Raw genomic sequence first — 26,927 nt, forward strand, 5'->3', positions numbered from 1 at the left:
CGACGCGGCGCGATGCGCAGGCTAAAGCGTGGGCAATCGCCTGCCAAGCCCTGCCGCGCTTGCGCTGCCCGCGCGCTCCTCACATAGTTATCGAAAAGGGAGGTATTTGCGCAATCATGACCCGTTCCCGACTCGGCCTGACCGACCAGGCCTGGACCTTCGAGGACGACGGCCTCGACCTGCGGCAGCGCATGGGTCGGCTTGTCGTCGCGACGCGCGGCTGCGGGTTTTACGGCATCGGCCGGCGGATCGACGACTGGCTCATGGAGCAGACTGCGCGCGACGGGGCGGCGTCGATCTTCCTGCGCCACACCTCCGCTTCGCTCACCATCCAGGAAAACGCCGACCCCGACGTTCAGGCGGATCTGCTCGATGCGCTTGCCGGCCTTGCGCGCGAGGATACGCCCTGGCGTCACCGCAGCGAAGGCCCTGACGACATGCCGGCCCATGTCAAGACGATGCTGACCGATGTCAGCCTGCAGGTGCCGGTGGTCGCCGGCCGGCTCGACCTCGGCACCTGGCAGGAGATCTACCTTGTGGAGCACCGCCGCGACCCCCACCAGCGCAGCCTGACGCTGCGCTATCTGGGAACCTGAGAGCCCGCGCGCGGCGGCGGCATCGGCATCAGCGGTGGGCTGCGAACCGGCGCGTCGCCGCCACCAGTTCCGAGACGATGCCCGGCTCGCTGGCCGCATGACCCGCGTCCTCGACGATGCGAAGATCGGCCTGGGGCCAGGCACCGGCGAGGTCGATGGCGTTCTTCATCGGCGTGACCACATCATGCCGACCGTGCACGATCACGCCGGGGATATCGCGGATCTTGCCGATATCGCGCAACAACTGGTCGTCATGGGTGAAGAACCCGCCATTTGCGAAGTAATGCGCCTCGATACGCGCGAAGGCGAGGGCGTAGTGCGGATCCGAAAAGGCCTCCTCGCGTTGCGGATTGCGCAGCACCGACAGCGTCGAACCTTCCCAGCGCGCCCATCGCCTTGCCGCTTCAAGTTGAGCGGCTTCGTCCGTTCCGGTCAGCCGGCGGTGATAGGCGGCGATCAGGTCGTTTTGTTCATCCTCTGGGATCAGGTCCCGGTAGGACGCGAAAAGATCGGGATAGAGCCAGCTTGCGCCCTCCTGGTAGAACCAAAGCAGTTCCGCGCGACGCAGCAGGAAGATGCCCCGCAGGACGAGCGAGGTGACCCTCTCGGGATGCGTCTGCGCATAGGCGAGCGACAGGGTCGAGCCCCAGGATCCTCCGAACACCTGCCAGCGCTCGATGCCCAGATGCGACCGCAGGCCCTCGATATCGCCGACGAGATCCCAGGTGGTGTTTTCGCGCAATTCCGCATGTGGCGTTGAGCGGCCGCAGCCGCGCTGGTCGAACAGGACGATGCGATAGATCTCGGGATCGTGAAACCGGCGCATGATCTCGCCCGCTCCGCCGCCCGGCCCGCCGTGCAGCATGACGACCGGCACGCCGTCCGGATTGCCGCATTCCTCATAGTGGATGGAATGCAGGTCGCTGACGGGCAACAGGCCGGAGGCATAGGGCTCCAGCGGCGGAAAAAGCGGCTCGCGCATGGTCGAGTGTCCTTGAAATGCAGGGGTAGGCAAGGGCGGTGCGGGCGCGCGTCGATCACCCGCGCCCGGCGTTCGGGCGAGCCTAACCCAGAAGCAGAAGCGCGGCCATCCCCGCAGCCGGCAGGGTTAGGAGCGCGGTGGCCGCGAGCCAGACGAGGCAGACGGCGAAGGGCGAGGCGCGTCCGCCGGCAAAGCGCTCGTAGAGGGCGGCGGGCACACCGGCGACGACCAGTGTCACCAGCGCGCCGAACAGATATGCCAGATAGATGACAAGCGCAGCCGAAGACACCAGCAGGCCGGGTGCGAGCAGGATCACGGCGGCGGTCGTCTGCGGCAGGAGCCAGGGGTTGAACACGCCGTTGAAGAGCGCGAACGCCGCGATGGCAAGGGCAATGCGGCCGGTGTCCGTGGCGGGGCGCTTCATCGGATCACGCGGCCCCGGAAAGCGCGCCGCTTGCGGCGAAACCGACTGCGAGCAGCACGCGCGCGATCATTGCCCATGTCACCGCGAAGAGCAGAAGCACCGCATGCGGCAGCAGCGCGGGCGTGACCTGTCGCACCAGCCACACGGCGGGATCGGTGAGGCGGCAAAAGGCGCGCAGCATGAAGCCGGGGTGATCGGCGCCCAGCAGAAGCGTCAGCGCCAGCCGCCCGAGCAGGGTGTACATCAGCGCCGCCAGCACGAAATTGGCGGTCTGGAAGACCAGCACGCTCACGGTTGCCGTGCCCTGCACACCGATTGCCGCTCATGCGCGCGGTTCACAGCGGACCGTCTTTCATCACGGGCCCACCCGAAGGCTTGCGGATGTCGTCGATCAGCGCCTGCACCTCGCGCGAGGGCGCGGGCGTGACGAGGCTGATGAGGATGGTTACCACGAAACCGACCGGCAGGCCGAAGAGGGCAGCCGAGATGTTTTTCACGCCAAACCATTCCGGCATTCCGCCGTATTGCGTCATCGCCAGGTAGTAGAGCGTGACGCCAAAGCCTGCGATCATGCCGGCGATGGCGCCGGCGGACGTGCAGCGCCGCCACCAGATGCCGAGCACGATCGCCGGGAAGTTGCCGGCGGCGGCAAGCGAAAACGCCCATGCAACGACCGACAAAATGTCGGAGGGACGTGTCGAGGCGACGTAGGCGGCCAGCCCCGCGGTGGCCACTAGAAGCACGCGCGCCACCACCAGGCGGTGGCTTGCCGGCGCGCGTTTGTCGAGCATGCGGTAGTAGACGTCGTGGCTCATCGCATTGGCGATGGCAAGCAGCAGTCCGTCCGCCGTCGACAGCGAGGCGGCAAGACCGCCGGCGGCCACGAGGCCCGCGATCACATACGGCAGTCCCGCGATTTCCGGCATGGCGATGACGATCACGTCGCGGTCGATGGCGAGATCGGGAAGCCGCAGCACGCCTTCATTGCCGGGCACGCCGGCGCAGGCCGCCCGCACGGCATCGGCGGTTGCGGCAGGGACACCGCAGATATCGACAAGCCCCAGCTTGCCATAGGTATGGATCCATTGCGGCAGGGCATCGAGACCCGCACCGATGACGTTTTGATAGATCTCCAGCTTGGCGAAGGCGGCATAGGCCGGCGCGGTCACGAAAAGCAGGACGATGAAGAGCAGAGACCATGCGACCGAGCGGCGCGCATCGCGCACGGACCGCGTCGTGAAGTACCGCATCAAGATGTGCGGCAGCGATGCCGTGCCGATCATCAGGCAGGCGATCAGCGCGAAGAAGTTCAGCGGATCGAGCGAGGTGAAGGGGGTAAGGTGGGGTTTCAGGGTCTCCACGCTCGCCAGCCCGCGCGCCAGCAGGTCCTGCTCGAGAACGGCGATCTCCTGAAGCACCGCTCCATAGGTGAACTGGGCAACGGGAAAGCCGAATTTCTGCGCCGAGAGGATCGCCACGGGCAGCATGTAGGCTACGATCAGCACAATGTATTGCGCGACCTGCGTCCAGGTGACCGCGCGCATGCCGCCCAGCATCGAGCATATCAGGATGCCGGCAAGGCCGACGTAGACCGCGACCTCGAAGGAAATCCCGAGAAACCGCGAGGCGATGATCCCTGTCGCATAGATCTGCGCGACCACATAGGTGAACGAGCAGGCAAGGAGCACGACAATGCCGATGAGGCGGGCGAGATTTCCGCCAAAGCGCGCGGCGAGGAAATCGGGAACCGTATAGGCGCCGAACTTGCGCAGGTAGGGCGCGACCAGCACTGCAACGAGCACATAGCCGCCGGTCCAGCCGACCACATAGGCCAGCCCGTCGTAACCCAGCGCATAGAGCGTGCCGGCCATGCCGACGAAGGAGGCGCCGGACATCCAGTCGGCCGCCGTCGCCATGCCGTTGTAGAGCGCGGGAACGCGCCGTCCGGCCACATAGTATTCGGAAACCTGCGCGGTGCGGGTGACGATGCCGATCCCGGCATAGACGGCAAGGGTGCAGAAGACGAAGAGATACCCGATGATCGGGTCGGGAACGCCCATCTGCTCGAGGATGGCAAGCAGCACAACGAAAGCCGCAAACCCGCCCGCGTAGGTGCCGTAGATCCGCCCGATGTTGGCGAGAAAGGCGTCGTCGGGGTGCGGGCGGCTCATAGCGGCGGCTCCTCGCCGGAGACGTCCGGTTCGGCAACGCCGGCCTCGCGGTCGATGCGGTCCTGACGCGCGCTGAACCAGAAGACGAGGCCGACGAAGGCGATCAGCGAGCCTTGCGCCGCCATGTAGAAGCCGAGCGGGAAACCGGCGACCGTGAGCGTGTTGAGCGGGACGACGAAGCCGTGAACCGCGAAACCGAAGACAGCCCACAGCGCCATCACGATCAGCGCAAGGCGCACTGTCCGGCGCCACCACGGCTGGTGCCGGCGCTTCGGTGTCTTTGCGCGTCCAGTCATCGCGGTTCCCCCGTCTTGTGTGCCGGTCTCGTCCGACAGGTATCCGTGCGCGCGTGACGCTGCGACAGCTCGGCGGTGCGACGCCGTCCCCCGATGCTTAACACCCTGATCGAAGCGATGCTTATACGACTTTCGCAAAAGCGAAAACTGTGAGAATACGAGAAGCGCTTCCGGCCCCGGGGGGTGGCCGCCCGCCGATGCTCCGGTTCTTCGCTTGATGCGCGTGGTGTCAGGGTCAATACTGCAACCGAGCAACGGGAGCCCCTGTTTCGGGTCGGCTGCCCGGGCAACCGGAACAAGGGGGACGCGGCATGCGGATCGGCGGGAGGCGATTCGCGGCCTGCGTGGTTCAGCGCCGGCGGCGACAGTCGGCCTGAAGGGAGGAGAATTGCGTGTCGGAAACCACAACCTATCATTTTGTTATTGCCGATGATCATCCATTGTTTCGCGGCGCGATGCGCCAGACACTTGAGACCGTTTATCCGGGAGCGGGTATTTCCGAGGTCGGATCCCTGGAGGAAGCGGTCGCCGATCTCGATGCCCACGAGGAGGTCGATCTTCTTCTTCTCGACCTGTCGATGCCGGGGATGCGCGGGTTCTCCGGCCTGATGTATTTGCGCGCGCAGTATCAGGGCGTGCCGGTGGTGATCGTCTCGGCAACCGAGGACGTCTCCACCATCCGCCGCTGCATGGAACTGGGTGCGTCCGGCTTTATTCCGAAATCCCTCGGCATCGAGGTGATCCGCGACGCGGTCGCCTCGGTCATGGACGGCGGAACCTGGACGCCACCGGACGTCGATCTGAGTTCGGAAAGCAACGAAATCGCCGACATGGTGCAGCGTCTGTCCAGCCTGACGCCGCAGCAGGTGCGTGTCCTGATGATGCTGTCGGAAGGCCTGTTGAACAAGCAGATCGCCTACGAACTCAGCGTGTCGGAGGCGACGGTGAAGGCGCATGTTTCCGCGATCCTGCAAAAGCTCGGCGTGGAAAGCCGGACGCAGGCGGTGATTGCCGCCTCCAAGATCGAGCAGGGACAGTGGCACACGGCGATCGCGCGCTGACGGTTTCCGCGTCCCGCCGCGCGACATGACGGACGGGCGCGGAGGATGCCGCGCCCGATCGCGGGGCCGGGATCCGGCATTGCTGGCAGTGCCGAAGCGGTCCGTGCAGCGCCGAAACGGTCAGGGTTTTGCGCGCGCTTCCTCGATCGGATAGGCCATGCCGTCGCGCTGGCCGAAATTGCCCTGGTGGCACTCGCTGCAAGCGGAGACGACGTCGACCGCCATCGGAGCGCCGCCCGGCATGACAGCCATGTAGTACCAGTCGGCGGTTGCCGGCGAGGTGCCTTCCGCCACTTTCTGCATCAGGAACAGCGGGCCTTTCGAGACCTTGCCGTCGTCGTTGATCGTGAAGGATTCCTTGGCGAGAACGCTGCCCACAGGCATTGTCACGTTCTCTTCCTTGAACTGCATGTATTCCGCTTCGCCGACGGGATTGACGAAAGTCACCAGAAAGCGCTTGCCGTGAAAGCCGGGTGCTGCCGGAAAGTCGCTCGCTGCCTTCCAGCCGCGATAGCCGGTGACGAAGTCGCTCGGGATCCAGCGCTTGTCGCCTTGCACGTAGCCGGCGTGCAGCTCCTTTTCGAGGCAGTGATAGACCTGCGCCGCTTCCTGAAGCGTCAGTTCGTAGCCCGGCTTGTCGACGTCGCAGGCGGCCTGCGCCGCTCCCGATGCGAGCGCGAATACCCCTGCGGCCAGGGCCGTCTTTGCCGATGTGTGCATGCTTTGCTCCCTCAAGATTCCCGATCCCCGCTGCCGGGCCGAACGGCTATGGCGCGGCGTCACGGGAGCGTCCTTTGGCGCGCGCGCACAGGCAAGTCAAAGCTTTACACGCTCGCTTGATCGCGGGTCATTACCTTGCCTACTCCGCCGCCGAACTCGCCAGGCGCAACCGCGACAGAAGTGCGCGCAGCGCCGCCGGCTTGACCGGCTTGTTGAGAAGATCGATGCCCTTGTCGGCGGCTTCCGCGCGCACCGCCTGCGTGCGGTCGGCGGTGATCAGGATGGCCGGCAGTTCCCTGCCGAAGCGCCAGCGAAGCTGGACCACGGCCTCCACGCCGGTGCCCTCGTCGAGGTGATAGTCGACGATCAGGACATCGGGCTGTTGGCCGCCCTCCGTTGTCCTGCGCGCGGCCTCGAGGGCGTCATGCGCGATCGTGACCCGGCAGCCCCAGCCGGTCAGCAGCACCCGCATGCCGTCGAGGATCTGCGGTTCGTTGTCGATCGCGAGCACGTGAAGACCGTCGAGGGCGCCGGGCAGGGGCACCGGCGACGGCGTCTCCTTCAGCACCGGAACGGTTGCCGCCAGCGGAACGGAGAGGGAAAACCGCGACCCGGCGCCGGCTGTCGAGCGCAGGGAAACGGGATGGTTCAGCACCCGCGCGATGCGCTCCACGATGGACAGGCCAAGGCCCAGCCCGCGCGCCTCGCGGGCGCCGTCGTCGAGGCGGTGGAACTCCATGAAGATCAGTTGCTGCTTGGATTCGGGGATGCCGATGCCGGTGTCGAAGACCTCCACGACCACCTTGGCGCCACGCTTGCGAACCCCCACAAGCACTTTGCCGGCGCGGGTGTATTTGATCGCGTTGGACACGAGGTTTTGCAGCAGCCGGCGCAGCAGTCGCCGGTCGGAGCGCACCGAAAGGCTGCTCGGCAGGATGCGCAGGTCGAGGTTTTTCTCCTGCGCGATCGGCTCGAATTCCATTCGAAGCGGGTTGAGGATTTCCTCGATGCGAAAGACCGTGATCTCCGGATTGAGGGCGCCGGTGTCGAGGCGCGAGATATCGAGCACCGCGCCGATGATCTCCTCCACCGATTCCAGCGACGCGCCGACGTTTTGCACCAGATGCCGCAACTCGCCGTCGGCAAAGCGCTCCGTCAGGCTTGAGGCATAGAGCCGTGCGGCGTTCAGCGGCTGCAGAATGTCGTGGCCGGCGGCCGCCAGGAAGCGTGTCTTGCCGAGATTGGCCTCGTCGGCGAGGCGTTTGGCGCTGGAGAGTTCCTCGTTGACATGGGTGAGTTCCAGCGTGCGCTCGCGCACCCGCCGTTCGAGGGTTTCATTGGCTCGCGCCAGGGCTTCTTCCGCCAGAACGCGCTCCGTGATGTCCGTGTAGGTGGTGACGATGCCGCCGGCGGGCATCGGATTGGTGCGCACCTCCAGCACGGTGGCCTCGGTTTCCAGATGTTCCTGAAACGTCTCCTGGCGCACGGCGAGCTTGTCGATCCGGTCGCTGACGATGACCTCCACCGGGTCGTTCCCGAAGGCGCCGCGCTTGGCGTTGAAGCGGACGATGGCATCAAGCGGCGTGCCGACCTGGCCGTATTCCGCAGGAAGGCCGAGCAACTCCCGGAACTGGCGGTTCCAGCAGATCAGTCGCAGATCGCGGTCGTAGACGGCAATGCCCTGGCGCACCTGGTCGAGCGCCGTTTGCAAGAGGTCGCGGTTGTACTGGATGGCGACGGTGGCGTCGTCGAGCAGCTTCAGCGCGCCTTTGCCGCTCGGGTCGCTGCGCTTGACCAGCAAGGACAGCACGAGCCGCGAGGACGCCGCGCCGATGGCGCTCGCCAGAAGCTGTTCGGAAAACCGCAGCATCTGCGCATCCGCCGGTGCGTTTGGGTCCGTGTCGCGCCCGCGCTCGCGGGTGAAGCGCTGGAAGGAGCGTTCCGTGCGTTCCTCGCCGAGATAGCGCGCGATGGTTGCCTGCAATTCGCCGACGGTGACGGAGGTGCGCCACAGACGCAGTCCGGGCGCGGGCGAAAGCTCGGACGGAACGAAGATGTTCGCCTGCAGCCGTTCGATCGGTTCGGGCGCGCGCGACAGCGACACGAGCACATAGGCTGCGAGATTGACCGACAGGCTCCAGAAGACGCCATGCGTCAGCGGGTCGAAGGTCAGCGAGAACAAGGCCTGCGGGCGAAGCAGCCAAAGCCCGAAGGGACCGCTTTCCAGGAAGGTGTCGGAGATCAGCCCCGACTGGGCGAACGTCGGCAGCAACAACGTGTAGACCCAGATGGCGAAGCCCGACATCATGCCGGCGATGGCGCCGCGCGCGGTTGCCCGCCGCCAGATCAGCCCGCCGAAGAAGGCCGGCGCGAATTGCGCGATCGCGGCGAACGACAGCAGGCCGATGGAGGTCAGCGCCGCCGTGTCGCCGGCAGCGCGGAAGTACGCATAGGCGAGCAGGAGCGTCACGAAGATCGCCGCTCGCCGGATCAGCAGCAGGATCCGGCTCATGTCCTCGCCGGACGAGGAAATGATCGCATCTTCGCTGGACCGGCGCAGCACCAGCGGCATCACCAGATCGTTGGAAATCATGATCGCCAGCGCCACGGTTGCGACGATCACCATGGCGGTGGCCGCCGACAGGCCGCCGACGAAGGCGAAGAGCGCAAGCCAGGGATGATCGGCGGCAATCGGCAGGGCAAGCACGAAGGTGTCGGGGTTGGTACCCGGATCGAAGGCCATCATGCCGGCGGCCGCAATGGGCACCACGAAGAGGTTGATCGCGACGAGATAGAGCGGGAACAGCCAGGTTGCCCGCCTGAGTTCCGCCGAGGAATTGTTCTCCGTCACCGTGACATGGAACTGCCGCGGCAGCATGAGCACGGCAAAGAACGACAGGAGCGTCATCACGATCCAGTTTCCGCCGGACAATTCGCCCGTCAGGACCTCCGTGACGCGGGGATCGCCCGCCATTGCCCTGGCGAGGGCTCCCGGGCCGTCATAGAGCCAGTAGGTGACCCAGATGCCGACGGCGAGGAAGGCGAGCAGCTTGACCACCGCCTCCGCCGCGATCGCCAGCATCAGGCCTTCCTGATGCTCCGTTGCATCGATGTGGCGGGTGCCGAACAGCCATGCGAAAATCGCCATCCCGACGGCGATGATCAAGGTGATGTCGCTGAAATAGGAAAGAGGACCGACGCCGCCGGGCAGATCGATCTGGGCGACCATGGTCGTGACGGAAAGCGACACGGCCTTCAGCTGCAGCGCGATGTAGGGAATGATGCCGATCACGGCGATGATCGCCACGACGGCGGCGACCGACTGGCTCTTGCCGTAACGCGCGCCGATGAAATCGGCGATGGAGGTGATGCGCTCGCTCTTGGCCAGCCGGATGATCCGGCGCAGCAACGGGTAGCAGAGCGCGAAGACGAGCACCGGTCCGATGTAGATCGTCAGGAACTCCAGGCCGCTGCGGGTGGCGGTGCCAACAGATCCGAAAAACGTCCAGGACGTGCAGTAGACGGAAAGCGAGAGAGCGTAGATCAGCGGGCGTCCGCGCCCGGGCACCATTGTCCTCGCCTTGCGGTCGCCATAACTGGCAATGGCGAAGAGCGACAATATATATCCGAGCGCCGAGACGACGACGACCCATCCCTCAAGCATGACGCGCCGCCTCCCTGCGGTTCTTGTCTCTTGGCGTTGATCGGATCACAGTTGCCCGGTGCTGTCCATCTGCCCGAAAGGCGGAGGCGCCGGGGAGCCAACCCGTGGGAGAAAGACGATTTTCCGATTGCAGAACCTGTTTCGCCGCAAGCAGCCGGAACGGCTTTGCGAGCTCGATGCCCTGAGCACGGACCTTGCGCGCCGGGCCATCGTTCTGGCGCGCCGGTCGATCGTGGAATACACCCGCATGCGCGTCGGGCGAAACTGGCCGCAACTCTTTTCCGAAGCGGCCTTTCAGGAAGCGCTCACCTGTGCCTGCAAGGCGGCGACACCCTTGTGTCTGGTGTGGACGACGCGCACCGCGCGCCGCGCGGGCTTGACGGCCGCGGCCTGCTGCGAGGTCTGCGTGGACCCGGCCGGCCCGCATGACATCTGGTGCGAAACCCTGGCGCGGGCCGCGGTGGTCTCGCTTGGCAGGCTTCCGGCCTCGCGCATGGACGAGGATCGGGAAGATCACGCCGAGGCGCTGCGTGCGCTGAGGACGATGCCGTCTACACCCCCGGCGTCCCTGTCGGATGTGGTCGCGCCGCGAGAGGCGGCGCGGTTCGCGCTGCTTCTCCCGCTCGACCGCAGTTTCACAGACGACGACCGCGAGACGATCCGCAACACCCTGCGCCTGGCGCTTGCGGAGACATATGAGGACCTGTCCAGACACCTCGATGTCGCCGCCCTGACGCGTGCCGGCCACGCGACCTGACGACGGCAGGAAGCGGTGGCGGATATCTTCGATTCCCGCTTTTCAACCATCGTGCTAAAGGGGCTTCATCGGATCAAGAACCGTGCCCCGATCGGGAGGCGCGGGCGAGGGGGAGTGGCGCAATGCTGACGGAATTCAAGAAATTCGCGGTCAAGGGCAATATGGTCGACATGGCGGTTGGCATCGTGATCGGCGCGGCCTTCGCCGGGATCGTGTCGTCGCTGGTCGACGATGTCATCATGCCGCCGATCGGGTTGCTGCTTGGCGGCGTCGATTTCTCCGAACTGTTCCTCGTTCTCAAGAGTGGCGCGACAGCGGGTCCCTATGCCACCGTCGACGCGGCCAGGGAGGCCGGCGCCGTTACCTGGAACTTCGGGCTTTTCATCAATGCGCTTGTCAAGTTCGTGATCGTCGCCTTTGCGCTCTTCATCGTCGTGAAGGGGGTGAACCGTCTGCGGCAAAAAGAAGAAGCTGCGCCTGCCGCTCCGCCCGCACCGAGCCGCGATCAGGTCCTTCTGGAAGAGATCCGCGATCTCCTGAAAGCACGCTAGGCAGTCCGGACGTCACGACCTCCCAAAGGCGCGGGCGGACGGGTCGCGTTTGCCGTCCCCTCGCTCGTCGCCGCTTCCCCGGTGGAAACGAAACATGACGGATCTGATTGCCTCGCTGCGCGATGAAGCCCGGATGGCGCCGGAAAGCGGCATCGTCGAGGTGGTGAGTTTTGGCCGGGAGCGTGCCGACCTCATTCCTCTCTGGGTCGGGGAGGGGGATTTGCCGACGCCGGAGTTCATCGCCCGCGCAGCATCGGCCTCGCTCGCGCGGGGGGAAACATTCTACACGCATCAACGCGGTATTCCCGTGTTGCGCCAGGCGCTTGCCGACTATCACCTGCACCAGTTCGGCAAGGACTGGGGGGCGGAACGTTACTTCGTCACCGGCTCCGGCATGCAGGCGATCCAGATCGCCGTGCGGCTGGTGGCGGGCAATGGCGACGAGGTCGTCTATCCCTCTCCGGCCTGGCCAAACCTCCCGGCCGCGCTGGAGATCGCAGGCGCGCGGGCCATCCCCGTGCCGCTCACCTTTGCTGACGACGGCTGGACGCTCGATGCGGACCGTCTGATCGCGGCGGTCACCCCCCGCACCCGGGCGATCTACCTGAACTCACCGTCGAATCCCACGGGCTGGACCGCCGATCGTGACACGCTGCAGGCGCTCCTGGGCGAAGCGCGGCGGCGCGGGCTGTGGATCATCGCCGATGAGGTCTACAGCCGCTTCGTGCGTGGGGGGCTGGAACGCGCGCCTTCGTTCATCGACATCGCCGAGCCGGATGAGCGGATCCTCTACGTCAACACGTTCTCCAAGAACTGGGCGATGACGGGCTGGCGTGTCGGATGGTTGTCCGCGCCCCCAGAAATCGGCCAGGTCGTGGAAAACCTGATCCAGTATTCAACGTCGGGTGTGGCGGAATTCATGCAGCACGCGGCACACGCCGCGCTGACGGACGGAGAAGCGTTCCTCGCAGAGCAGGTCCGTCGCGCGGACCTCGGGCTGGAAATCGTGACGACGGCGCTCGGCACCACGGCACGGGCGCGTTTCGCTGTTCCCCGGGGAGCGTTCTATCTGTTCTTCGGGATCGAGGGCGAAGCCGATTCCCGTGCGCTTGCCAAACGGATTGTCAGCGAAACCGGGGTCGGGCTTGCGCCGGGCATCGCCTTCGGTGCGGAAGGTGAAGGGTTTCTGCGCCTGTGTTTCGCCCGCTCGCCAACCGACTTGCATGCGGCTGCCGCCCGGTTGCGGGACTGGATCGCGCGTTGACGCAGTGATGCGCGATGCGGTACGGAATTCTGCTTAGAGGATTGTCATGACTGGAGGACGGGTCGGCAATCGGGCCTGCAACGGGGAAGACCGGACCAAAGATGCGCGAAGACCATAGCCGCAGCATGTCGGTCTCGCCGAGCGTCTCGGAGGCGCGTCTTGCCAGCGTGCTGGGAACCGCCGTCGACGGCATTGTCGTCATGGACGACACGGCGCGCATCATCCTGTTCAACAAGGCATGCGAGACGCTGTTCGGGTATGCGGCCGACGAGGTGCGTGGCGAGAACGTCAAGGTGCTGATGCCGGGAGACTATGCGAAGGCGCATGACGGCTACGTCTCGCATTACCTCGATACCGGCGAAAAGCGCATCATCGGCATCGGCCGCGAGGTGCACGGACGCCATCGCGACGGAACCGAGTTTCCCATAGAGCTTTCCGTCGGGGAGGCCGCGACCCCGGAAGGCCGCCAGTTCATCGGCATCGTGCGCGACCTGCGTCCGCGCAAGGCGGTGGAACGCAGGCTTGCGGACGCCCAGGCACAGCTCGTCAGCATGACCCGCATCAGCGCCCTCGACGAAATGGGCGCGGCGATCGCGCATGAACTCAACCAGCCGCTGACCGCGATCATGCTTTATTTGCAGGCCGCGCGCCGCAGGGCCGCAGCAGATGGCGCGCCGGACGAAAAGCTTGTCGAGATCGTCGACAAGGGCGTTCGCGAAGCGGAGAGGGCGAGCCAGATCATTCAGCGCATGCGCCGGTTCGTGGAGAAACGCGAGCCGGAACGCAGGGTCATCTCCATGGCGGCGCTGATCCGTGAATGTCTGGAGCTGGTCATGCTGGGCGACGCTCATTCCGGGGTGAAGATCTCGGCGGAGGTCCCGGACGACCTGCCCGATATCAGTGCCGATCCGGTGCAGATCCAGCAGGTGCTGGTCAATCTCGCGCGCAACGCGCTTGAGGCGGTGCGCGATTGCGAGCGCCGCGTCGTGCGTATCCGCGCCTTCATCGAGGGCGCCGAAATGATCGTCTGCGTCAGCGATTCCGGCGGCGGGGTTCCGCCGGAGGTGGTGCCGAACCTGTTTCGTGCCTTCGCCGGCGCCAAGCGGCGAGGCCTTGGCCTTGGCCTGACCATCTCCCGGTCGATCGCGCAAAACCACGGCGGCGACCTTTCTGTCGAACCCATGGGCGAGGACGGCGGTGCCGTCTTCGTTCTGCGCCTGCCCATCGATGCCAGCCTGGCAGAGACCCCTCCGCCGGCAGATTTCTCCACGAAAGGACCGTCAGAATGAGCGACAATGCGCAGGTGATCCACATTGTCGATGACGATCCCGCGATCCGCGATGCCCTGTCCCTGGTGTTCGATATGGAAGGGTACACGGTCGATACGTTCGACAATGGGGATGCGTTCCTGGGCGCGGTCGGCTCGGCCGCGCCGTGTTGCGTCATTCTCGATGTTCATATGCCGGGCCAGTCCGGGATTGAAATCCTGCGCCGCCTGCATGGCGACGGGTTCACGGCGCCCGTGTTCGTGATTTCCGGCCAGGGCGACATTCCCATGGCGGTGGAGGCGATCAAGCACGGTGCGCATGATTTCATCGAAAAACCGTTCGACGCCGATACGGTGGTGACGCGTGTGCGCGATGCGATCACGGCGGTCGGGAAATCGGCTGCGGCACCGGGACATCCGTCCGGGGCCTTCCCCGGCGCGGACACGCTCACGCCGCGCGAGCGCGAGGTCCTGACGGAAATCACCGCCGGCGCCTCGAACAAGGAGGCGGGACGAACGCTCGGGATCAGTCCGCGCACGATCGAGGTGCACCGCGCCCGCATCATGGAAAAGCTGGGCGCACGCAACGCGGCCGACCTGGTTCGCATCGTCCTGACCCGCGATGGTCCGACCGCCGGCTGACGCCGCGCAGTCTCCATCTCAATCAATTATGTCCGCGACTTGCGTGCTTCTGCGTAGTTCCCCGCCGACCGCTTGCGACTATAGTCTTGGCCGAATGTCCGAGGGCTGACGGGCGCGCACGATGCGTGTACCCGTGAGCGGTCGGGTGGTGGAACATTGGGCGGGGGTGGCGTCTGTGCTGTGCAATGCATGCGCGATTGGCAAGCGGCCGGCGGCCGGTTTTGGCACCGGCGGGCCGCGCCGACGAGTGGCGCTTTCATGATGACGGTCCATATCATCGAGGACGATCCGGGCGTGGGCGACAGTCTCGCCATGCTTCTCGGGCAGATCGGTCATCTCGCGCGGGTCTATCCGGATGCCGAATCCTTTTTCGAGGCGCCACCGCCGTCCGCGGCCGACACGGTGATTGTGGATCTCGGGTTGCCGGGATTGAGCGGGGTTCAGCTGATCCGCTGGATCAACGGCCTGAAGCAGCCGCCCAAGGTGATTGCCATCACCGGCCAGTCCAACCGCAGCATTTTGGAGATGTTGGGCGACGAACAGCCGGCGGTGTTGTTGCGCAAGCCGCTGACGGAGGAAGTTCTGGTGTCGCATCTGTGACGCGGACGGGATGTTCCGGCCCGGTTATCCCCTTCGTCCTGATGTGCGTCCTGGCGCCGCGAAGGCTCGCCTGTCGGCCGGTCGGGGTCGCGCATAGGTAGAACGTCGTACGAAAACGACCCAATTCCCGTGATCCGGACTTGCAGCTAGGCTTTGGCATCGGTTGACGGAGAGTTCGGTGTCGGACGGGGCATGCGGACTGGGACAGCGCGCGGCGGACGGGCCGGGCATGACCTGAAAGTTCCTCCGGCCCGCCGAGAATGCACAGGAGGGTAGCATGGCCTATTTGGAACAGGCGGTCGACGCTGGCAGCGGTCACTCGGGAGTGTCCCAGCTCGAAGCCCGGGCGCTTGGGCTGAAGCAGTCGCAGAACGCGAAGTTCCAGCGGTATTCCCAGCACAGCGTGATCTTCTATGAGGGCGACAGCGCACAGCGCGTGTTCGAACTCGATGAGGGCATCGTGATGCTCTACAAGTTGCTGCCGGACGGACGGCGGCAGGTTGTCGAGATCCTGACCCCCGGCACCATCTTTGGCGCGGCTGCGGGTGAGAACTACGACTGCTCGGCGGAAACGCTCACCAATGCACGCGTCAGCGCCTATGACCGGCGCGAGATCGACCAGTCCGCGCCGCTTCAGCGCCACCTGACCCGTTGCCTGATGTCGCAGATGGAGCTGCTGCACGACCATGCGGTCCTGCTGGGGCGCAAGTCCGCGATCGAGCGGGTGTCCAGTTTCCTGATGCGCATGGTGCCGCAGCGCGGCGGCGAGGGTTGCGCTGGACCGGCGGAAACGGGTGTCGACAGTCACAACGTCATGCTGACCATGACCCGCCAGGAAATTGCCGACTATCTCGGACTGACCATCGAGACGGTGAGCCGGGTGATCTCCGAACTGAAGCGCCGCGGTCTCATCAAGGTCGAGCGTCAGGACCAGATCCATATTTCGCGTGTTTGCGGCATCTGCCAACTGACCGGCATTCACTGACACCGGCGATTTTCCGATTTTCCGGAAGGGTTGCATCGCGCGCCCCGGGCCTCGTCCGGGGCGTTTGTCGTGTTGCCCGGCGACCATTCTCTCACACCGCAACCGAATGGCGGGCCGTGCCGCGCGCGAGATAGGCATCGAAAGCCGCCGCCGCGATCCTTGCATAGCGCTGGCCGGCGGGCGTGATGACGATGCGTCCGCCATCCTCGTTTGCGAGCCCGTCGCTGATCAACTCGTCGAGAGCCTTGAAGGCTTCGCTGAAATGCGAGGGGGCAAAGCCATGGCGGTTGGCGATCTCGGGGATGTCGGCCTGGTGGTCGGTCATCAGCCGTTCGATGATTTCCGCCCGCACCCGGTCGTCGGCGTCGAGTGCAATTCCCTTGGCGATCGGCAGGTTGCCCGCCTCGATGGACCGTTGCCAGCCACCGATGTCGGGCATGTTCTGGACATAGCCCTGCGGCAGGTGACCGATTGAGGAGCAACCGAGGCCGATGAGCGTATCTGCGGTATCGGTGGTATAACCCTGGAAATTGCGGCGCAGGCTGCCGTTTTCCAGAGCGACGGCCATGCTGTCGTCGGGCAGGGCGAAATGGTCGAGGCCGATGGCGCGGTAGCCGGCATTGGTCAGTGCTTCGCGTGCGTGATCGGCCAGCGCGATGCGCGCCTGGGTGCCGGGAAGGGCATCCTCGTCGATCAACCGCTGGTGCTTCTTGAACCAGGGCACATGCGCATAGCCGAAGAGCGCGATCCGGCCCGGCGCCATATCGCGCGTCGCGCGGACGGTCTCGTCGATGGTTTCGACGCTTTGGTGCGGCAGGCCGTACATCAGATCGAAATTGATCGCGGTGATGCCCACAGCGCGCAGAAGTTCGACGGCGCGCGCGACCTGGGCATGCGGCTGCACGCGGCCGATGGCGGTCTGCACGATTGCATCGAAATCCTGTACGCCAAGGCTTGCCCGGGTGATGCCGGCATCGCGCAGCGTCTCGGCGAGTTGCGGCGTTACCGTACGCGGGTCGAGCTCAATGGCGTGCTCGTGCCCGGCCTCCAGCCTGAAGCGCGCGCGCAGCTTGGCGACCAGCGCCAGGAAGCTCTCGCGCGGCAACAGGCTCGGCGTGCCGCCGCCCCAGTGAATGTGGGTGACGGGACGCGCCGATCCCAACCGGTCCGACACAAGGTCGATTTCGCGCAGGAGCGTGTCGGCATAGGCGATCACCGGCTCGTCCTTGCGCGCGCCTTTCGTGTGACATCCGCAATAGGCGCAGATCGTCCGGCAATAGGGCACGTGGAGGTAGAGCGACAGCGTTTCCCCGGGAGGGATCGCGTCCAGCCAGCGGCCATAGGTGCATCCGTCGATGCCGGCATGGAAATGCGGCGCGGTCGGGTAGCTGGTGTAGCGCGGCACTGCGCGTGCGGCATAGCGATCGTCGAACTGTGTCATGAGCCGAGTATTCGCAGCTTGCATTGCAGCCGCCTTGATCTTGCTCAAACCGCGCGATCTTTCCGGCGCCTGGTGAAAGTCGGTCCAGTGAATGCGGTCCGCCCCTCGCGCGCCCTTCGGATCCGCGCCCGTTTTCCGCTTCACTGCGGCCGGCCGACCAGGGCGGAGGCGCCGGGTCGTCAGCCGGATTTGCTGTGGATGCAAAAGGCGTTGAAGAATTTGCTCGGAGCGTTCTTGAGCGCAACCTGGGGATTTGCGACGTCGTAGATGTCGAACCCGCTGTCGCGCAGGAGGGTGAAGAGCGCATCGATGCTGCCGCCCGCCTGTTCCAGCTTCTCCGGGTTCATCTCAATCAGAATGTGGTCGATCCGTCCGTCTTTGAGGTGCCTGTCCAGTCCGCGAAGGACCTGCAGTTCGGCGCCTTCCACATCGATCTTGCAAAAGTTGATGTGCTCCACGTCGAGCTGGGCGAGAACGTCCTGCCCGCGGCGCATCTCGATTTCGCTGACGCGGACCTGGTCAGGATCCTGAAACATCGAATTGCGCCCGCTGTTGGCGGTGTTCGCAAAGAAGGGCACCTTGCCGTCCCTGTCGGACAGGGCGCAAGGGATGGCCGTCACGGTGTCGAACCCGTTGACATCGATGTTGCGCCTCAAGCGCTCGAAAGAGCCTGGAAAGGGCTCGAAGGAAATCACCCGCCCCCGGGTTCCGACCGTCTCGGCGGCAACCATTGTGAACCATCCGACATTCGCGCCAATGTCGACAAAAACATCGCCATCTTGCAAGGTCGTGCGAACGATCTCGGTTTCCCTGCGTTCGAAGTGTCCCTGAAAATGCAGATAGGTCTGAACGTGATCGGACGGGTCATCGATGACAATCTTGAACCGGCCGGCGCGCTCAAGACGGACCTTTGGCGACGACAACGGGCCAAGCTTGATCCTGCCCACTCGGATCAACGGCTCGAGAAGCCGGGTGGGGACGGGGAGCGTTGACATGATCGCCTTCAGGCACCGCGATTTCAGCGCATTCAACCGCCAGTCGGCCCGGTCGTTCGAAAAAAAGGTTCCGTTTTTGTCGTCGCAATCGTAATTGACCATGTCGCACTACCATTGTTCGGGGACTTGTATGATCACTACGCCAGTCAATTCGATGGGAGCGCAATTTAATTGTATTTTAATGGTAAATATGGCTAGCGGTTGTGTGGTTGGCCGGTGCGTTGCGTCGGGGCGCAGAAGAACGACTGCCGGATTGCGATGACGCCCTTTTTTTTCAGCGGCCTGTTTTCTTTGACCAGCCATGGCGGAGTGGCCGTGAAAACGGCGCTCACCCTCGCCGTCGGCGCGGCCGGCGGCGCGTTTTTCGAGTGGTGCGGTCTTCCCGCCTCGTGGTTGTCGGGCGCGATGATCGCCGTTGCCCTGGCGACCTTGATGCGAATGCCGGCGAGTATGCCCACGCCGCTGCGTGACGCCCTGTTCGTGGTGCTGGGCGTGACGATGGGCACAGGCGTCAAGCCGGATACGATCGCGCGCATGGGGGAATGGCCCTTCACCATGGCCCTGCTCGGGATGACTGTCGTGGCAGTGCTCGGTGCGACCTATCTCTATCAGCGCAAGATTGCGGGATGGGACCGGGAGACCTCCTATTTCGCGGCGATCCCCGGGGCGCTTGCCGTCGTGATGGCGCTCACCCTGTCCTATCCGCGCGCGGATGTCGGGCGGGTGGCTCTGGCGCAATCCGTGCGCCTCTTTATCCTCATGGCGGTGCTGCCGTCACTGATCGCCGGCGGAGAAGCGCCGGCCCCGGTCTCCGCCTTGCAGGCCCAGGCCGAACCCGGCGCTGCGCTTCTCATGGTTCTTGTGGCGCTTGCCGGTCTTGTCGGCTTTGCAACCGCGCGCGTCGGGGTGCCCGCCGGATGGATGACGGGCCCTTTCTTCATGAGCGCGATCCTGAGCGCCACCGGCACGGTCGACATCATCCTGCCGGGTTGGCTGACCCATGCCGCGCTGATCGGCCTGGGCTGCGTTGTCGGAACGCGCTTTTCCCATGTCGGCCCGCAGGCGCTGGCGCGGTTGTTCGTGGTCTGCCTTGGCGCCTTTTTCGTCGGCATGACGATTTCGGTCGCGATGTCGCTTGTCGTGTGGGCGGCTTTCGGGCTGCCGTTCGGGCAGGTGCTGCTGGCATTCGCCCCCGGCGGTCTTGAGGTGATGACGCTGCTCGCCTTTCTGCTCAACCTCGATCCGGCCTTCGTCGCGGCCCACCAGATCGTGCGCTACGTGGCGATGGTCCTGATTCTCCCGGTGCTCACGTCACGGTTTCTGGGCGCGGCACGCCCGGCGGTCGGACCCGCCGTTCCCGCGCCCCCGCAACAAAAGCGCGACAACGCGACCGAAAAGCCGATCGACCCGTCATGACAATGGGATGTTTCCTTAGGGACATATACTTAGTAATATGATTCTAATGCAGCTTTATCTGTGCAAATCGTCGCATGGACTTTTTGACAGATGAAATTCCAGTCGACTTATCCTAAGGCAGGTTGACCTGGATCAAGGCGGATTTGGCGCAGTGCGTCATACCGTCCTCCTGGACCCATAGGGGGTTGGATCACAAACGGACTCGGGGCGCGGACATGGCTCAGACAAAAGCCAAATACCTCACGCTGGAGGAAGGCTTCTTTGCCGCCTTCCTCATCGTGATTGCCTTCGTCTGCCTGATCATCGCGGGCAAGACCTACGATCAGGTTATGGCGTTTCATACCGCACTCGGCTCGCTCTTTGCGGCCGGTGGTGCGTTCATCATCTTCAAGAACTATTTCAACGACGGCGGGATCGCGATCCCGCAGGAAATCGACGGCAAGCCGAACTACAACCTCGGCCCGATCAAGTTCGGGGCCTGGGCTGCCGTGTTTTGGGGAATTGCCGGCTTCACCGTCGGTCTGATCATCGCGCTTCAACTGGCCTATCCGCTGCTGAACCTCGATCTGCCCTGGACCAGCTTCGGCCGCCTGCGGCCGCTGCACACCTCGGCGGTGATCTTCGCCTTCGGCGGAAACGTGCTGCTTGCCACCTCCTTCTATGTGGTGCAGCGCACCAGCCGTGCGCGCATGCCCGGCCGGATCGCACCCTGGTTCGTGATCCTCGGCTACAACGTCTTCATCGTCGTCGCCGGCACGGGTTATCTGCTTGGCGCCACGCAGTCGAAGGAATACGCCGAGCCGGAATGGTATGCCGATCTGTGGCTGACCATCGTCTGGGTGGCGTATCTGCTGGTGTTCCTGGGCACGCTGTGGAAGCGCAAGGAGCCGCACATCTACGTCGCGAACTGGTTCTACCTGGCGTTCATCGTGACGATCGCCATGCTGCACATCACCAACAACCTGACGATCCCCGTGTCGATCTACGGCACCAAGTCCTACATCGTATGGGCGGGCGTTCAGGATGCGATGGTGCAGTGGTGGTACGGCCACAACGCGGTCGGCTTCTTCCTGACCGCCGGCTTCCTCGCCATCATGTATTATTTCGTGCCCAAGCGCGCCGAACGGCCGGTCTATTCCTACCGCCTGTCGATCGTGCACTTCTGGGCGCTGATCTTCCTGTACATCTGGGCGGGTCCGCATCATCTCCACTACACGGCGCTGCCGCAGTGGGCGTCGACGCTGGGGGCCACCTTCTCGATCATCCTGTGGATGCCCTCCTGGGGCGGCATGATCAACGGGCTGATGACGTTGTCCGGCGCGTGGGACAAGCTGCGCACGGATCCGGTCCTGCGGATGATGGTCGTGTCGATCGCCTTCTACGGCATGTCGACTTTTGAAGGTCCGCTGATGAGCCTGCGGTCGGTGAACTCGCTGTCGCATTACACCGACTGGACGATCGGTCACGTGCATTCCGGTGCGCTCGGCTGGGTCGGCTACATCTCCTTCGGTGCGCTCTACTGCCTGATCCCGTGGCTGTGGAACAAGAAGCAGGTCTATTCGCTCAAGCTGGTGAACTGGCACTTCTGGATCTCCACCATCGGCATCGTGCTCTACATCTGCGCGATGTGGGTGTCGGGCATCATGCAGGGCCTGATGTGGCGTGCCTACGACCAACTCGGTTTCCTGGAGTACTCCTTCATCGAGACCGTCGAGGCGATGCACCCCTTCTATGTGATCCGCGCATTGGGCGGCGCCCTGTTCGTCGCCGGTGCCTTGATCATGGCTTACAACCTGTGGATGACGGTTCGTCACGGAGAGGCTGAAGAAGCCGAGACCGCTGGCGCCGGCGCCATGGCCCCTGCTGAATAAGGGGAGAGGGACACATGTCGATCTGGAAAAAACACGAAGTCTTTGAGAAGCACTCGCTTGTGCTTGTCATCGGCATCCTCGTCGTCGTCGCCATTGGCGGCCTCGTCGAAATCGCACCGCTCTTCTACCTGAAGAGCACCATCGAGAAGGTGGAGGGCATGCGGCCCTACACCCCGCTGGAACTGGCCGGGCGCAACGTCTACATCCGCGAGGGCTGTTATCTGTGCCATTCGCAGATGGTGCGCCCGATGCGCGACGAACTGGAGCGCTACGGCCACTTCAGCCTGGCGGCGGAATCCATGTACGACCATCCCTTTCAGTGGGGATCGAAGCGCACGGGTCCCGACCTTGCCCGCGTCGGCGGCAAATACTCCGACGAATGGCATCGCGACCATCTGGTCAACCCGCGCTCCGTCGTTCCCGCGTCCATCATGCCGGGATATCCCTTCCTGCTTGAGGCGAAGCTGGAGACCCGCGGCATCGCCGACCACCTGACCGCCAACGCCATCGTCGGCGTGCCCTACACCGAGGACATGGTCTCTTCGGCACGGGCCGACATGCTGGCCCAGGCAAATCCGGACGGCGACGATGTGGACGCGTTCCTGGAGCGCTATCCCAACGCCATCGTCCGCGATTTCGACGGCGACCCGGAAAAGGTCTCGGAGATGGACGCGCTCGTCGCCTATCTCCAGATGCTCGGCACGCTGGTCGACTTCTCGATCTACGACAACAAGGCCAACCTGCGCTGACGAAGAGGAACGTGACATGAACGAAGCGTATAATTCCGTCGCCAGCTTCGCCCAGACATGGGGCCTGGTCTACTTCGTGGTTCTGTTTGCCGTCGTCCTGGCATACGCGCTGTGGCCCAAGAACCGCAGCCGCTTCGACGAGGCCGCGCATATCCCCTTGCGGGAGGATTGATGAATGGCTGACATGCACAAGAAGGACGTCGACCAGGTCACCGGCGTGGAAACGACCGGGCACGAGTGGGACGGCCTGAAGGAACTGAACAATCCGCTCCCGAAGTGGTGGCTGTATATCTTCTACGCCACCATCGTATGGGCCATCGGCTACTGGGTGGTCTATCCGTCTTGGCCGCTGATCTCCGGCTATACCGCCGGCGTCCTGGGCGATAGCCAGCGCGCCAATGCGCTGGCCGCCTATCAGGCGGACCTGGCGGAACGCTCGCAGATCGGCGAAAAGCTGATCAACGCGCCGCTGGAGGAAATCCGCTCGACCCAGTCGTTGCTCGAGTTCGCGCTCGCCAACGGCGAAGCGGCCTTCGGTGACAATTGCGCGGCCTGCCACGGCTCCGGTGCAGAAGGCTCTGCGGGCTATCCCAACCTGCAGGACGACAACTGGATCTGGGGCGGCTCTCTCGATGCCATCCATACGACCCTGCAGCACGGCATCCGTGCCGCGAACGACGAGACGCGATTCGGCGACATGCCGGCTTTCGGACGTGACGAGATCCTCGACAAGGAGCAGATCACCCAGGTCGCCAACTATGTCGGCTCGCAAGCCGGTATGGAGCCTGAGGCCGGTGTCGACATCGCGGCCGGCGAGACGGTCTTCATTGAAAACTGCGCCGCCTGCCACGGCGAGGACCTCCAGGGCATTCAGGAGATGGGCGCCCCGAGTCTGGTTGCGAACAACTATCTCTACGAGCGGTCGATCGACGGCATCGCCGCACAGGTGACGGCCCCGCGCAATGGCGTCATGCCGGCGTGGTCGCCGCGTCTGGAACCGGCAACCGTCAAGTCGCTCGCCGTCTACGTGCATTCGCTCGGCGGTGGCGAGTAGGCTCAGCCTTGTCGGATTTCCGGGGGACATTATGCCCGAAACTCCGACACGCGATGAATGTGAAAGGCGCCCCCAGCGGGCGCCTTTTTCTTGGGCGCAGCCCGGTCGCGCCGCCGATCCCGGAGGTTGCGTCCCGAATGCCGCGATTCAAATCCGCGGGTGCGCGAAAGGCGTGCTCCTTCACCTTCCCGAAAGAGTTTGCGCGACAAGGTGCAGGGGCAAGACCGGAGTCGGAATATGCCATGAAACAGGGTTCGCGATCCGGCAAAGACAGTCCTGAAGTGGAGATCTCGTGAAACCCATGTCCAAATCCCTCATGGCGATGCTGATCGCAGGCGTCAGTGCGCTGCCCGCGTTCGCCGCCGAGGACGTCGCCGACCGGATCTGGTCCGGCGGGCCGATCCTGACCATGAACGACCTTGCGCCGCGCGCTGAAGCGGTGGCCGAAAAAGACGGCGAGATCATCGCGGTCGGTCCCGAGGCCGAGGTGATGAAGCACAAGGGCGAGGGCACCAAGCTCATCGACCTGAAGGGCAAGACCATGCTGCCCGGTTTTGTCGACGCGCATGGCCACGCCTTCATGATCGGCGTGCAGGCGGTCTCCGCCAACACCCAGCCCGCCCCTGACGGCAAGGTGAACGACATTCCCGCCCTGCAGCAGACGCTGAGCGAATGGCAGAAGGCGTATCCGGAGCGCATCAAGCGGCTTGGAACCGTTCTCGGCTTTGGCTATGACGACGCGCAGCTCAAGGAACAGCGCCATCCGACGCGCGAGGATCTCGATGCCGTCTCCACCGAGGTGCCGGTGCTGGTCATTCACCAGTCCGGCCATCTCGGCGTCTTCAACTCCAAGGCGCTGGAAGTGGCCGGTATCACTGCCGACACCAAGAACCCGGACGGCGGTGTGATCCGGCGCGAGGACGGCAGCGAAGAGCCCAATGGCGTGCTGGAGGAATCCGCTTTCTTCCCGGCGCTCATGAAATTGCTGTCCGGGCTCGACAAGGAAGGTGGCGAGGAACTCTTCGTCGCCGGCACCGAGCTCCTGGCGAGCTACGGCTACACCACCGGCCAGGAAGGCCGTTCCACACCCAATGTCGTCAAGCTGATGCAGGCGGCGTCCGCCGCCGGACGCATCAAGATCGACGTCGTGACCTATCCGGATGTGCTGGTCGACCGCGACTTCATCGCCAAGAATGTGTCGCAAAGCTACAAGAACGGGTTCCGCGTCGCCGGCGCCAAGCTGACCATCGACGGTTCACCGCAGGGCTTCACCGCGCTGCGTGACCGGCCCTACTACAATCCGCCGGCGCAGTATCGGGCGGACTACGCAGGGTATGCCGCTGCCAGCACCGACCAGGTGTTCGATGCCATTGACTGGGCGTTTGAAAACAACATCCAGATTATCACCCATTCCAATGGCGAAGGCGCATCGGACATGCTGATCGCCGGCATCAAGACGGCGACGGAAAAGCACGGCAACAACGACCGCCGTCCGGTGCTGATCCACGGCCAGTTCCTGCGCAAGGACCAGGTCGCGGCGTTCGACGAGCTGGACGTGTTCCCCTCGCTGTTCCCGATGCACACCTTCTACTGGGGCGACTGGCACCGTGACCGCACCGTCGGGCCGGAAAACGCCGACAACATCTCGCCGACCGGCTGGGTGCGCGAGCGCGGCATGATGTTCTCCTCGCACCACGATGCTCCGGTGGCCTTCCCCGACAGCATGCGCATCCTCGATGCCACGGTAACGCGGCGCACGCGCTCGGGCGACATCCTCGGCCCCGATCAGCGCGTCGACGTGATGACCGCGCTGAAGGCAATGACCATCTGGCCGGCCTATCAGCACTTCGAGGAGACCGGAAAAGGCTCCATCGAGATCGGCAAGGTCGCGGATCTGATCATCCTGAGTGACGATCCGACGGCCATCGATCCGGAGACGCTCGCCAGCCTGAAGGTCGACGAGACCATCAAGCACGGCGAGACGATCTACACCCGCAAGGACGATGAGAAGCAGGGCAATCTGCGGATGCGTCCCGGACCGGATGGAAGCGATGCGCTCGGCAACTTCCTGCGTCACGCCTCGCACAGCATCGAGGCGTCTGGTGGGCATGCGCACGGGCCGGACATTCTCTATCAGGCCTTTGCCGCCGGCTTCGCGGACAAGGCTGCTGCCACCCGCTAAGGCGGATCGAAACGGCAGAAACACCGACGCCCGGGACCGCAAGGCCCCGGGCGTTTTGCCTTTCCGTCCCGTTGTGAGATTTGTGCTTAGCCGCGATCTTCAAGCTCTCCTCGAACGCCGCTGGGGGCCTTGCCGGTGGAGCGCCGGAAGGCGCGGGCGAAGGCGCCCTGGCTGTCGTAGCCCAGCCGATGCGCGATCTCGCTCACCGGCAAGCGGGTCTCGCGCAGCGCCCATAGCGCATATTGCGTCCGCGCGTCATCGGTGAGGGCGCGAAACGTGCAGCCGGCCCGGTCCAGCCGCCGCCGCAGGCTTCGCTGCGACAGTCCGCAGTCGTTGGCAATCGTCTCCTGTGTCAGCGGCCCCTGACCGAGCCGCCGGTACACGGCCTCCACGATATCGGAGACAGGCGCCTCCGGAGTGGCGCGGGAGGGCGTTGCCTCACGCAAGGAAGAGACAAGCGGGTGCTCGACCCTGACGGGCAAGTCGAGCAGTCGTGCCGGAAACGCCAGCATGTTGCAGGGTTCGCCAAAAAGCGGCGCGACACCTGTCATCCGTGCCAGGTCGGCGTGGCTGTCGCGTTCATGCTCGAACGACAGCCCAACCGCAAATGCCGCGTCCGACAATCCGGCGGATCCAAACCGGCGCACCACCGCATCGAGAAAGGCGAGGGTGAATTCCGCGTCGCGCGAGCGCGGCCAGATCGCGGGATCGATGATCCGGTAGCTCAGGATGCAGGTGTCGCCGGCAACCTCGCGGTGAAAGGCCGTGCCATGCTGAAGCGTTTCGAGATCGGCAAGAAGCCGGTCCAGCAAGTCGCCGAGATGCGTTGCGCCGAGGCAGGCGGGAAACAGACCGGCCAAGGCCGGCGCGGCGATTGCCTCGCCGCAGCACCACATGCGCCCGGCGTCGGGAGCCTGGGCGCCGCCGGCCTGAAGCAGGCGGGTGAACTGGGCAAGCGGCAACTCGCCTGAGGTCTTGACCGGCGTATCGGGTGGCGCGCCAAGGCCGCTGTCGGCGAAGGCGCGCGCGGCGTCGACCCCGGCCTTCTGCATTGCGTTGGCGATCAGCGGCAGCGCGGCCGCGCCGATGGTCGCCTCGGGAATGGTAAAATCCTGCATGGGTTTTCCCGTCCTTGCCGCAAATCGTCGCCCGCGACGGCGGGCCGTGTCAATCGCGGCGAGGCAGGGCGCGGACACGCGCGGGGGTTACCCGTGAAACGGGGCGGCCAAATGTGCCGCC

The 26,927-nt window shown here is 64.7% G+C and carries 25 protein-coding genes; 15 read left to right on the top strand and 10 right to left on the bottom strand.

Annotated elements, in window-relative coordinates; genetic code table 11:
• Positions 1 to 116 precede the first annotated feature (116 nt).
• On the top strand, positions 117 to 596 hold the full coding sequence (locus BLU32_RS02935; protein WP_244501783.1) for a secondary thiamine-phosphate synthase enzyme YjbQ: 480 nt from the start codon (positions 117 to 119) through the stop codon (positions 594 to 596).
• 28 nt (positions 597 to 624) lie between these two features.
• On the opposite strand, the gene pip is transcribed toward BLU32_RS02935, so the two are convergent.
• The 5 genes from pip to BLU32_RS02960 all read right to left on the bottom strand — a co-directional run bounded on the left by pip (position 625) and on the right by BLU32_RS02960 (position 4,469).
• Entirely contained in the window at positions 625 to 1,578 is a 954-nt protein-coding gene (gene pip, locus BLU32_RS02940) for a prolyl aminopeptidase (protein WP_093804914.1), read from the bottom strand.
• 82 nt (positions 1,579 to 1,660) lie between these two features.
• Complete coding sequence (locus tag BLU32_RS02945) at positions 1,661 to 2,002, bottom strand: hypothetical protein (protein ID WP_093804915.1); 342 nt, start codon at positions 2,000 to 2,002, stop codon at positions 1,661 to 1,663.
• A 4-nt stretch (positions 2,003 to 2,006) separates the two neighbouring features.
• Positions 2,007 to 2,294 carry a hypothetical protein gene (locus BLU32_RS02950; RefSeq protein WP_157727470.1) on the bottom strand — a complete coding sequence of 96 codons (288 nt, stop codon included), beginning with the start codon at positions 2,292 to 2,294 and terminating at the stop codon, positions 2,007 to 2,009.
• Between the two features lie 43 nt (positions 2,295 to 2,337).
• Entirely contained in the window at positions 2,338 to 4,173 is a 1,836-nt protein-coding gene (locus tag BLU32_RS02955; protein WP_093804917.1) for a sodium:solute symporter family protein, read from the bottom strand.
• Positions 4,170 to 4,469 (bottom strand): DUF4212 domain-containing protein, encoded by a 300-nt coding sequence (locus tag BLU32_RS02960; RefSeq protein ID WP_093804918.1) that lies wholly within the window; start codon positions 4,467 to 4,469, stop codon positions 4,170 to 4,172. The genes BLU32_RS02955 and BLU32_RS02960 overlap by 4 nt, the downstream gene beginning before the upstream one ends.
• A gap of 392 nt (positions 4,470 to 4,861) precedes the next feature.
• Here BLU32_RS02960 and BLU32_RS02965 point away from each other — a divergent pair, with 392 nt between their 5' ends.
• Positions 4,862 to 5,530 carry a response regulator transcription factor gene (locus tag BLU32_RS02965; protein WP_093804919.1) on the top strand — a complete coding sequence of 223 codons (669 nt, stop codon included), beginning with the start codon at positions 4,862 to 4,864 and terminating at the stop codon, positions 5,528 to 5,530.
• Positions 5,531 to 5,650: 120 nt separating this feature from the next.
• Here BLU32_RS02965 and BLU32_RS02970 read toward each other — a convergent pair whose 3' ends face one another.
• Complete coding sequence (locus BLU32_RS02970) at positions 5,651 to 6,250, bottom strand: cytochrome P460 family protein (RefSeq protein ID WP_093804920.1); 600 nt, start codon at positions 6,248 to 6,250, stop codon at positions 5,651 to 5,653.
• Positions 6,251 to 6,389: 139 nt separating this feature from the next.
• Positions 6,390 to 9,914 carry a PAS domain-containing hybrid sensor histidine kinase/response regulator gene (locus BLU32_RS02975; RefSeq protein WP_093804921.1) on the bottom strand — a complete coding sequence of 1,175 codons (3,525 nt, stop codon included), beginning with the start codon at positions 9,912 to 9,914 and terminating at the stop codon, positions 6,390 to 6,392.
• A gap of 127 nt (positions 9,915 to 10,041) precedes the next feature.
• Here BLU32_RS02975 and BLU32_RS02980 point away from each other — a divergent pair, with 127 nt between their 5' ends.
• From BLU32_RS02980 to BLU32_RS03010, 7 genes are all read left to right on the top strand, one after another.
• Positions 10,042 to 10,671 (top strand): hypothetical protein, encoded by a 630-nt coding sequence (locus BLU32_RS02980; protein ID WP_093804922.1) that lies wholly within the window; start codon positions 10,042 to 10,044, stop codon positions 10,669 to 10,671.
• A gap of 122 nt (positions 10,672 to 10,793) precedes the next feature.
• The gene (mscL, locus tag BLU32_RS02985) at positions 10,794 to 11,222 is read left to right on the top strand and encodes a large-conductance mechanosensitive channel protein MscL (RefSeq protein ID WP_093804923.1); all 429 of its coding nucleotides are present in this window, start codon (positions 10,794 to 10,796) and stop codon (positions 11,220 to 11,222) included.
• A 94-nt stretch (positions 11,223 to 11,316) separates the two neighbouring features.
• Positions 11,317 to 12,486, top strand: a complete 1,170-nt coding sequence (locus BLU32_RS02990; protein ID WP_093804924.1) for a pyridoxal phosphate-dependent aminotransferase — start codon at positions 11,317 to 11,319, stop codon at positions 12,484 to 12,486.
• 101 nt (positions 12,487 to 12,587) lie between these two features.
• Entirely contained in the window at positions 12,588 to 13,775 is a 1,188-nt protein-coding gene (locus BLU32_RS02995) for a PAS domain S-box protein (RefSeq protein WP_093804925.1), read from the top strand.
• Positions 13,772 to 14,395: a response regulator transcription factor gene (locus tag BLU32_RS03000; protein WP_093804926.1), complete on the top strand. Its 624-nt coding sequence runs from the start codon at positions 13,772 to 13,774 to the stop codon at positions 14,393 to 14,395. Before BLU32_RS02995 ends, BLU32_RS03000 begins: the two co-directional genes overlap by 4 nt.
• A 258-nt stretch (positions 14,396 to 14,653) precedes the next feature.
• Positions 14,654 to 14,995, top strand: a complete 342-nt coding sequence (locus BLU32_RS03005) for a response regulator (RefSeq protein ID WP_197673685.1) — start codon at positions 14,654 to 14,656, stop codon at positions 14,993 to 14,995.
• A 277-nt stretch (positions 14,996 to 15,272) separates the two neighbouring features.
• Positions 15,273 to 15,980 carry a Crp/Fnr family transcriptional regulator gene (locus BLU32_RS03010; RefSeq protein ID WP_093804927.1) on the top strand — a complete coding sequence of 236 codons (708 nt, stop codon included), beginning with the start codon at positions 15,273 to 15,275 and terminating at the stop codon, positions 15,978 to 15,980.
• 91 nt (positions 15,981 to 16,071) lie between these two features.
• Here BLU32_RS03010 and hemN read toward each other — a convergent pair whose 3' ends face one another.
• On the bottom strand, positions 16,072 to 17,421 hold the full coding sequence (hemN, locus tag BLU32_RS03015; RefSeq protein ID WP_093810508.1) for an oxygen-independent coproporphyrinogen III oxidase: 1,350 nt from the start codon (positions 17,419 to 17,421) through the stop codon (positions 16,072 to 16,074).
• A 179-nt stretch (positions 17,422 to 17,600) separates the two neighbouring features.
• Positions 17,601 to 18,416: an FkbM family methyltransferase gene (locus BLU32_RS03020; RefSeq protein WP_157727471.1), complete on the bottom strand. Its 816-nt coding sequence runs from the start codon at positions 18,414 to 18,416 to the stop codon at positions 17,601 to 17,603.
• A gap of 258 nt (positions 18,417 to 18,674) precedes the next feature.
• Between BLU32_RS03020 and BLU32_RS03025 the strand changes: the two genes are divergently transcribed.
• The 6 genes from BLU32_RS03025 to BLU32_RS03050 all read left to right on the top strand — a co-directional run bounded on the left by BLU32_RS03025 (position 18,675) and on the right by BLU32_RS03050 (position 25,688).
• Positions 18,675 to 19,832: an AbrB family transcriptional regulator gene (locus tag BLU32_RS03025; RefSeq protein WP_093804929.1), complete on the top strand. Its 1,158-nt coding sequence runs from the start codon at positions 18,675 to 18,677 to the stop codon at positions 19,830 to 19,832.
• A 215-nt stretch (positions 19,833 to 20,047) separates the two neighbouring features.
• A complete protein-coding gene (gene ccoN, locus BLU32_RS03030; RefSeq protein WP_093804930.1) occupies positions 20,048 to 21,703 on the top strand; it encodes a cytochrome-c oxidase, cbb3-type subunit I in 1,656 nt (551 codons plus the stop codon).
• 14 nt (positions 21,704 to 21,717) lie between these two features.
• Positions 21,718 to 22,452: a cytochrome-c oxidase, cbb3-type subunit II gene (gene ccoO / locus BLU32_RS03035; RefSeq protein ID WP_093804931.1), complete on the top strand. Its 735-nt coding sequence runs from the start codon at positions 21,718 to 21,720 to the stop codon at positions 22,450 to 22,452.
• A 16-nt stretch (positions 22,453 to 22,468) separates the two neighbouring features.
• Positions 22,469 to 22,624, top strand: coding sequence for a cbb3-type cytochrome c oxidase subunit 3 (locus BLU32_RS03040; protein WP_029060040.1), 156 nt, complete (start codon positions 22,469 to 22,471; stop codon positions 22,622 to 22,624).
• A 3-nt stretch (positions 22,625 to 22,627) separates the two neighbouring features.
• Positions 22,628 to 23,506 carry a cytochrome-c oxidase, cbb3-type subunit III gene (ccoP, locus tag BLU32_RS03045; protein ID WP_093804932.1) on the top strand — a complete coding sequence of 293 codons (879 nt, stop codon included), beginning with the start codon at positions 22,628 to 22,630 and terminating at the stop codon, positions 23,504 to 23,506.
• A gap of 301 nt (positions 23,507 to 23,807) precedes the next feature.
• On the top strand, positions 23,808 to 25,688 hold the full coding sequence (locus BLU32_RS03050) for an amidohydrolase (RefSeq protein WP_197673686.1): 1,881 nt from the start codon (positions 23,808 to 23,810) through the stop codon (positions 25,686 to 25,688).
• Positions 25,689 to 25,774: 86 nt separating this feature from the next.
• Here the strand turns inward: BLU32_RS03050 and BLU32_RS03055 are convergent, their stop codons facing one another.
• Positions 25,775 to 26,806, bottom strand: coding sequence for an AraC family transcriptional regulator (locus BLU32_RS03055; RefSeq protein WP_093804933.1), 1,032 nt, complete (start codon positions 26,804 to 26,806; stop codon positions 25,775 to 25,777).
• Positions 26,807 to 26,927 lie beyond the last annotated feature (121 nt).

Origin of the sequence: Stappia sp. ES.058, from assembly GCF_900105595.1 — a bacterium.
GTDB lineage: Bacteria > Pseudomonadota > Alphaproteobacteria > Rhizobiales > Stappiaceae > Stappia.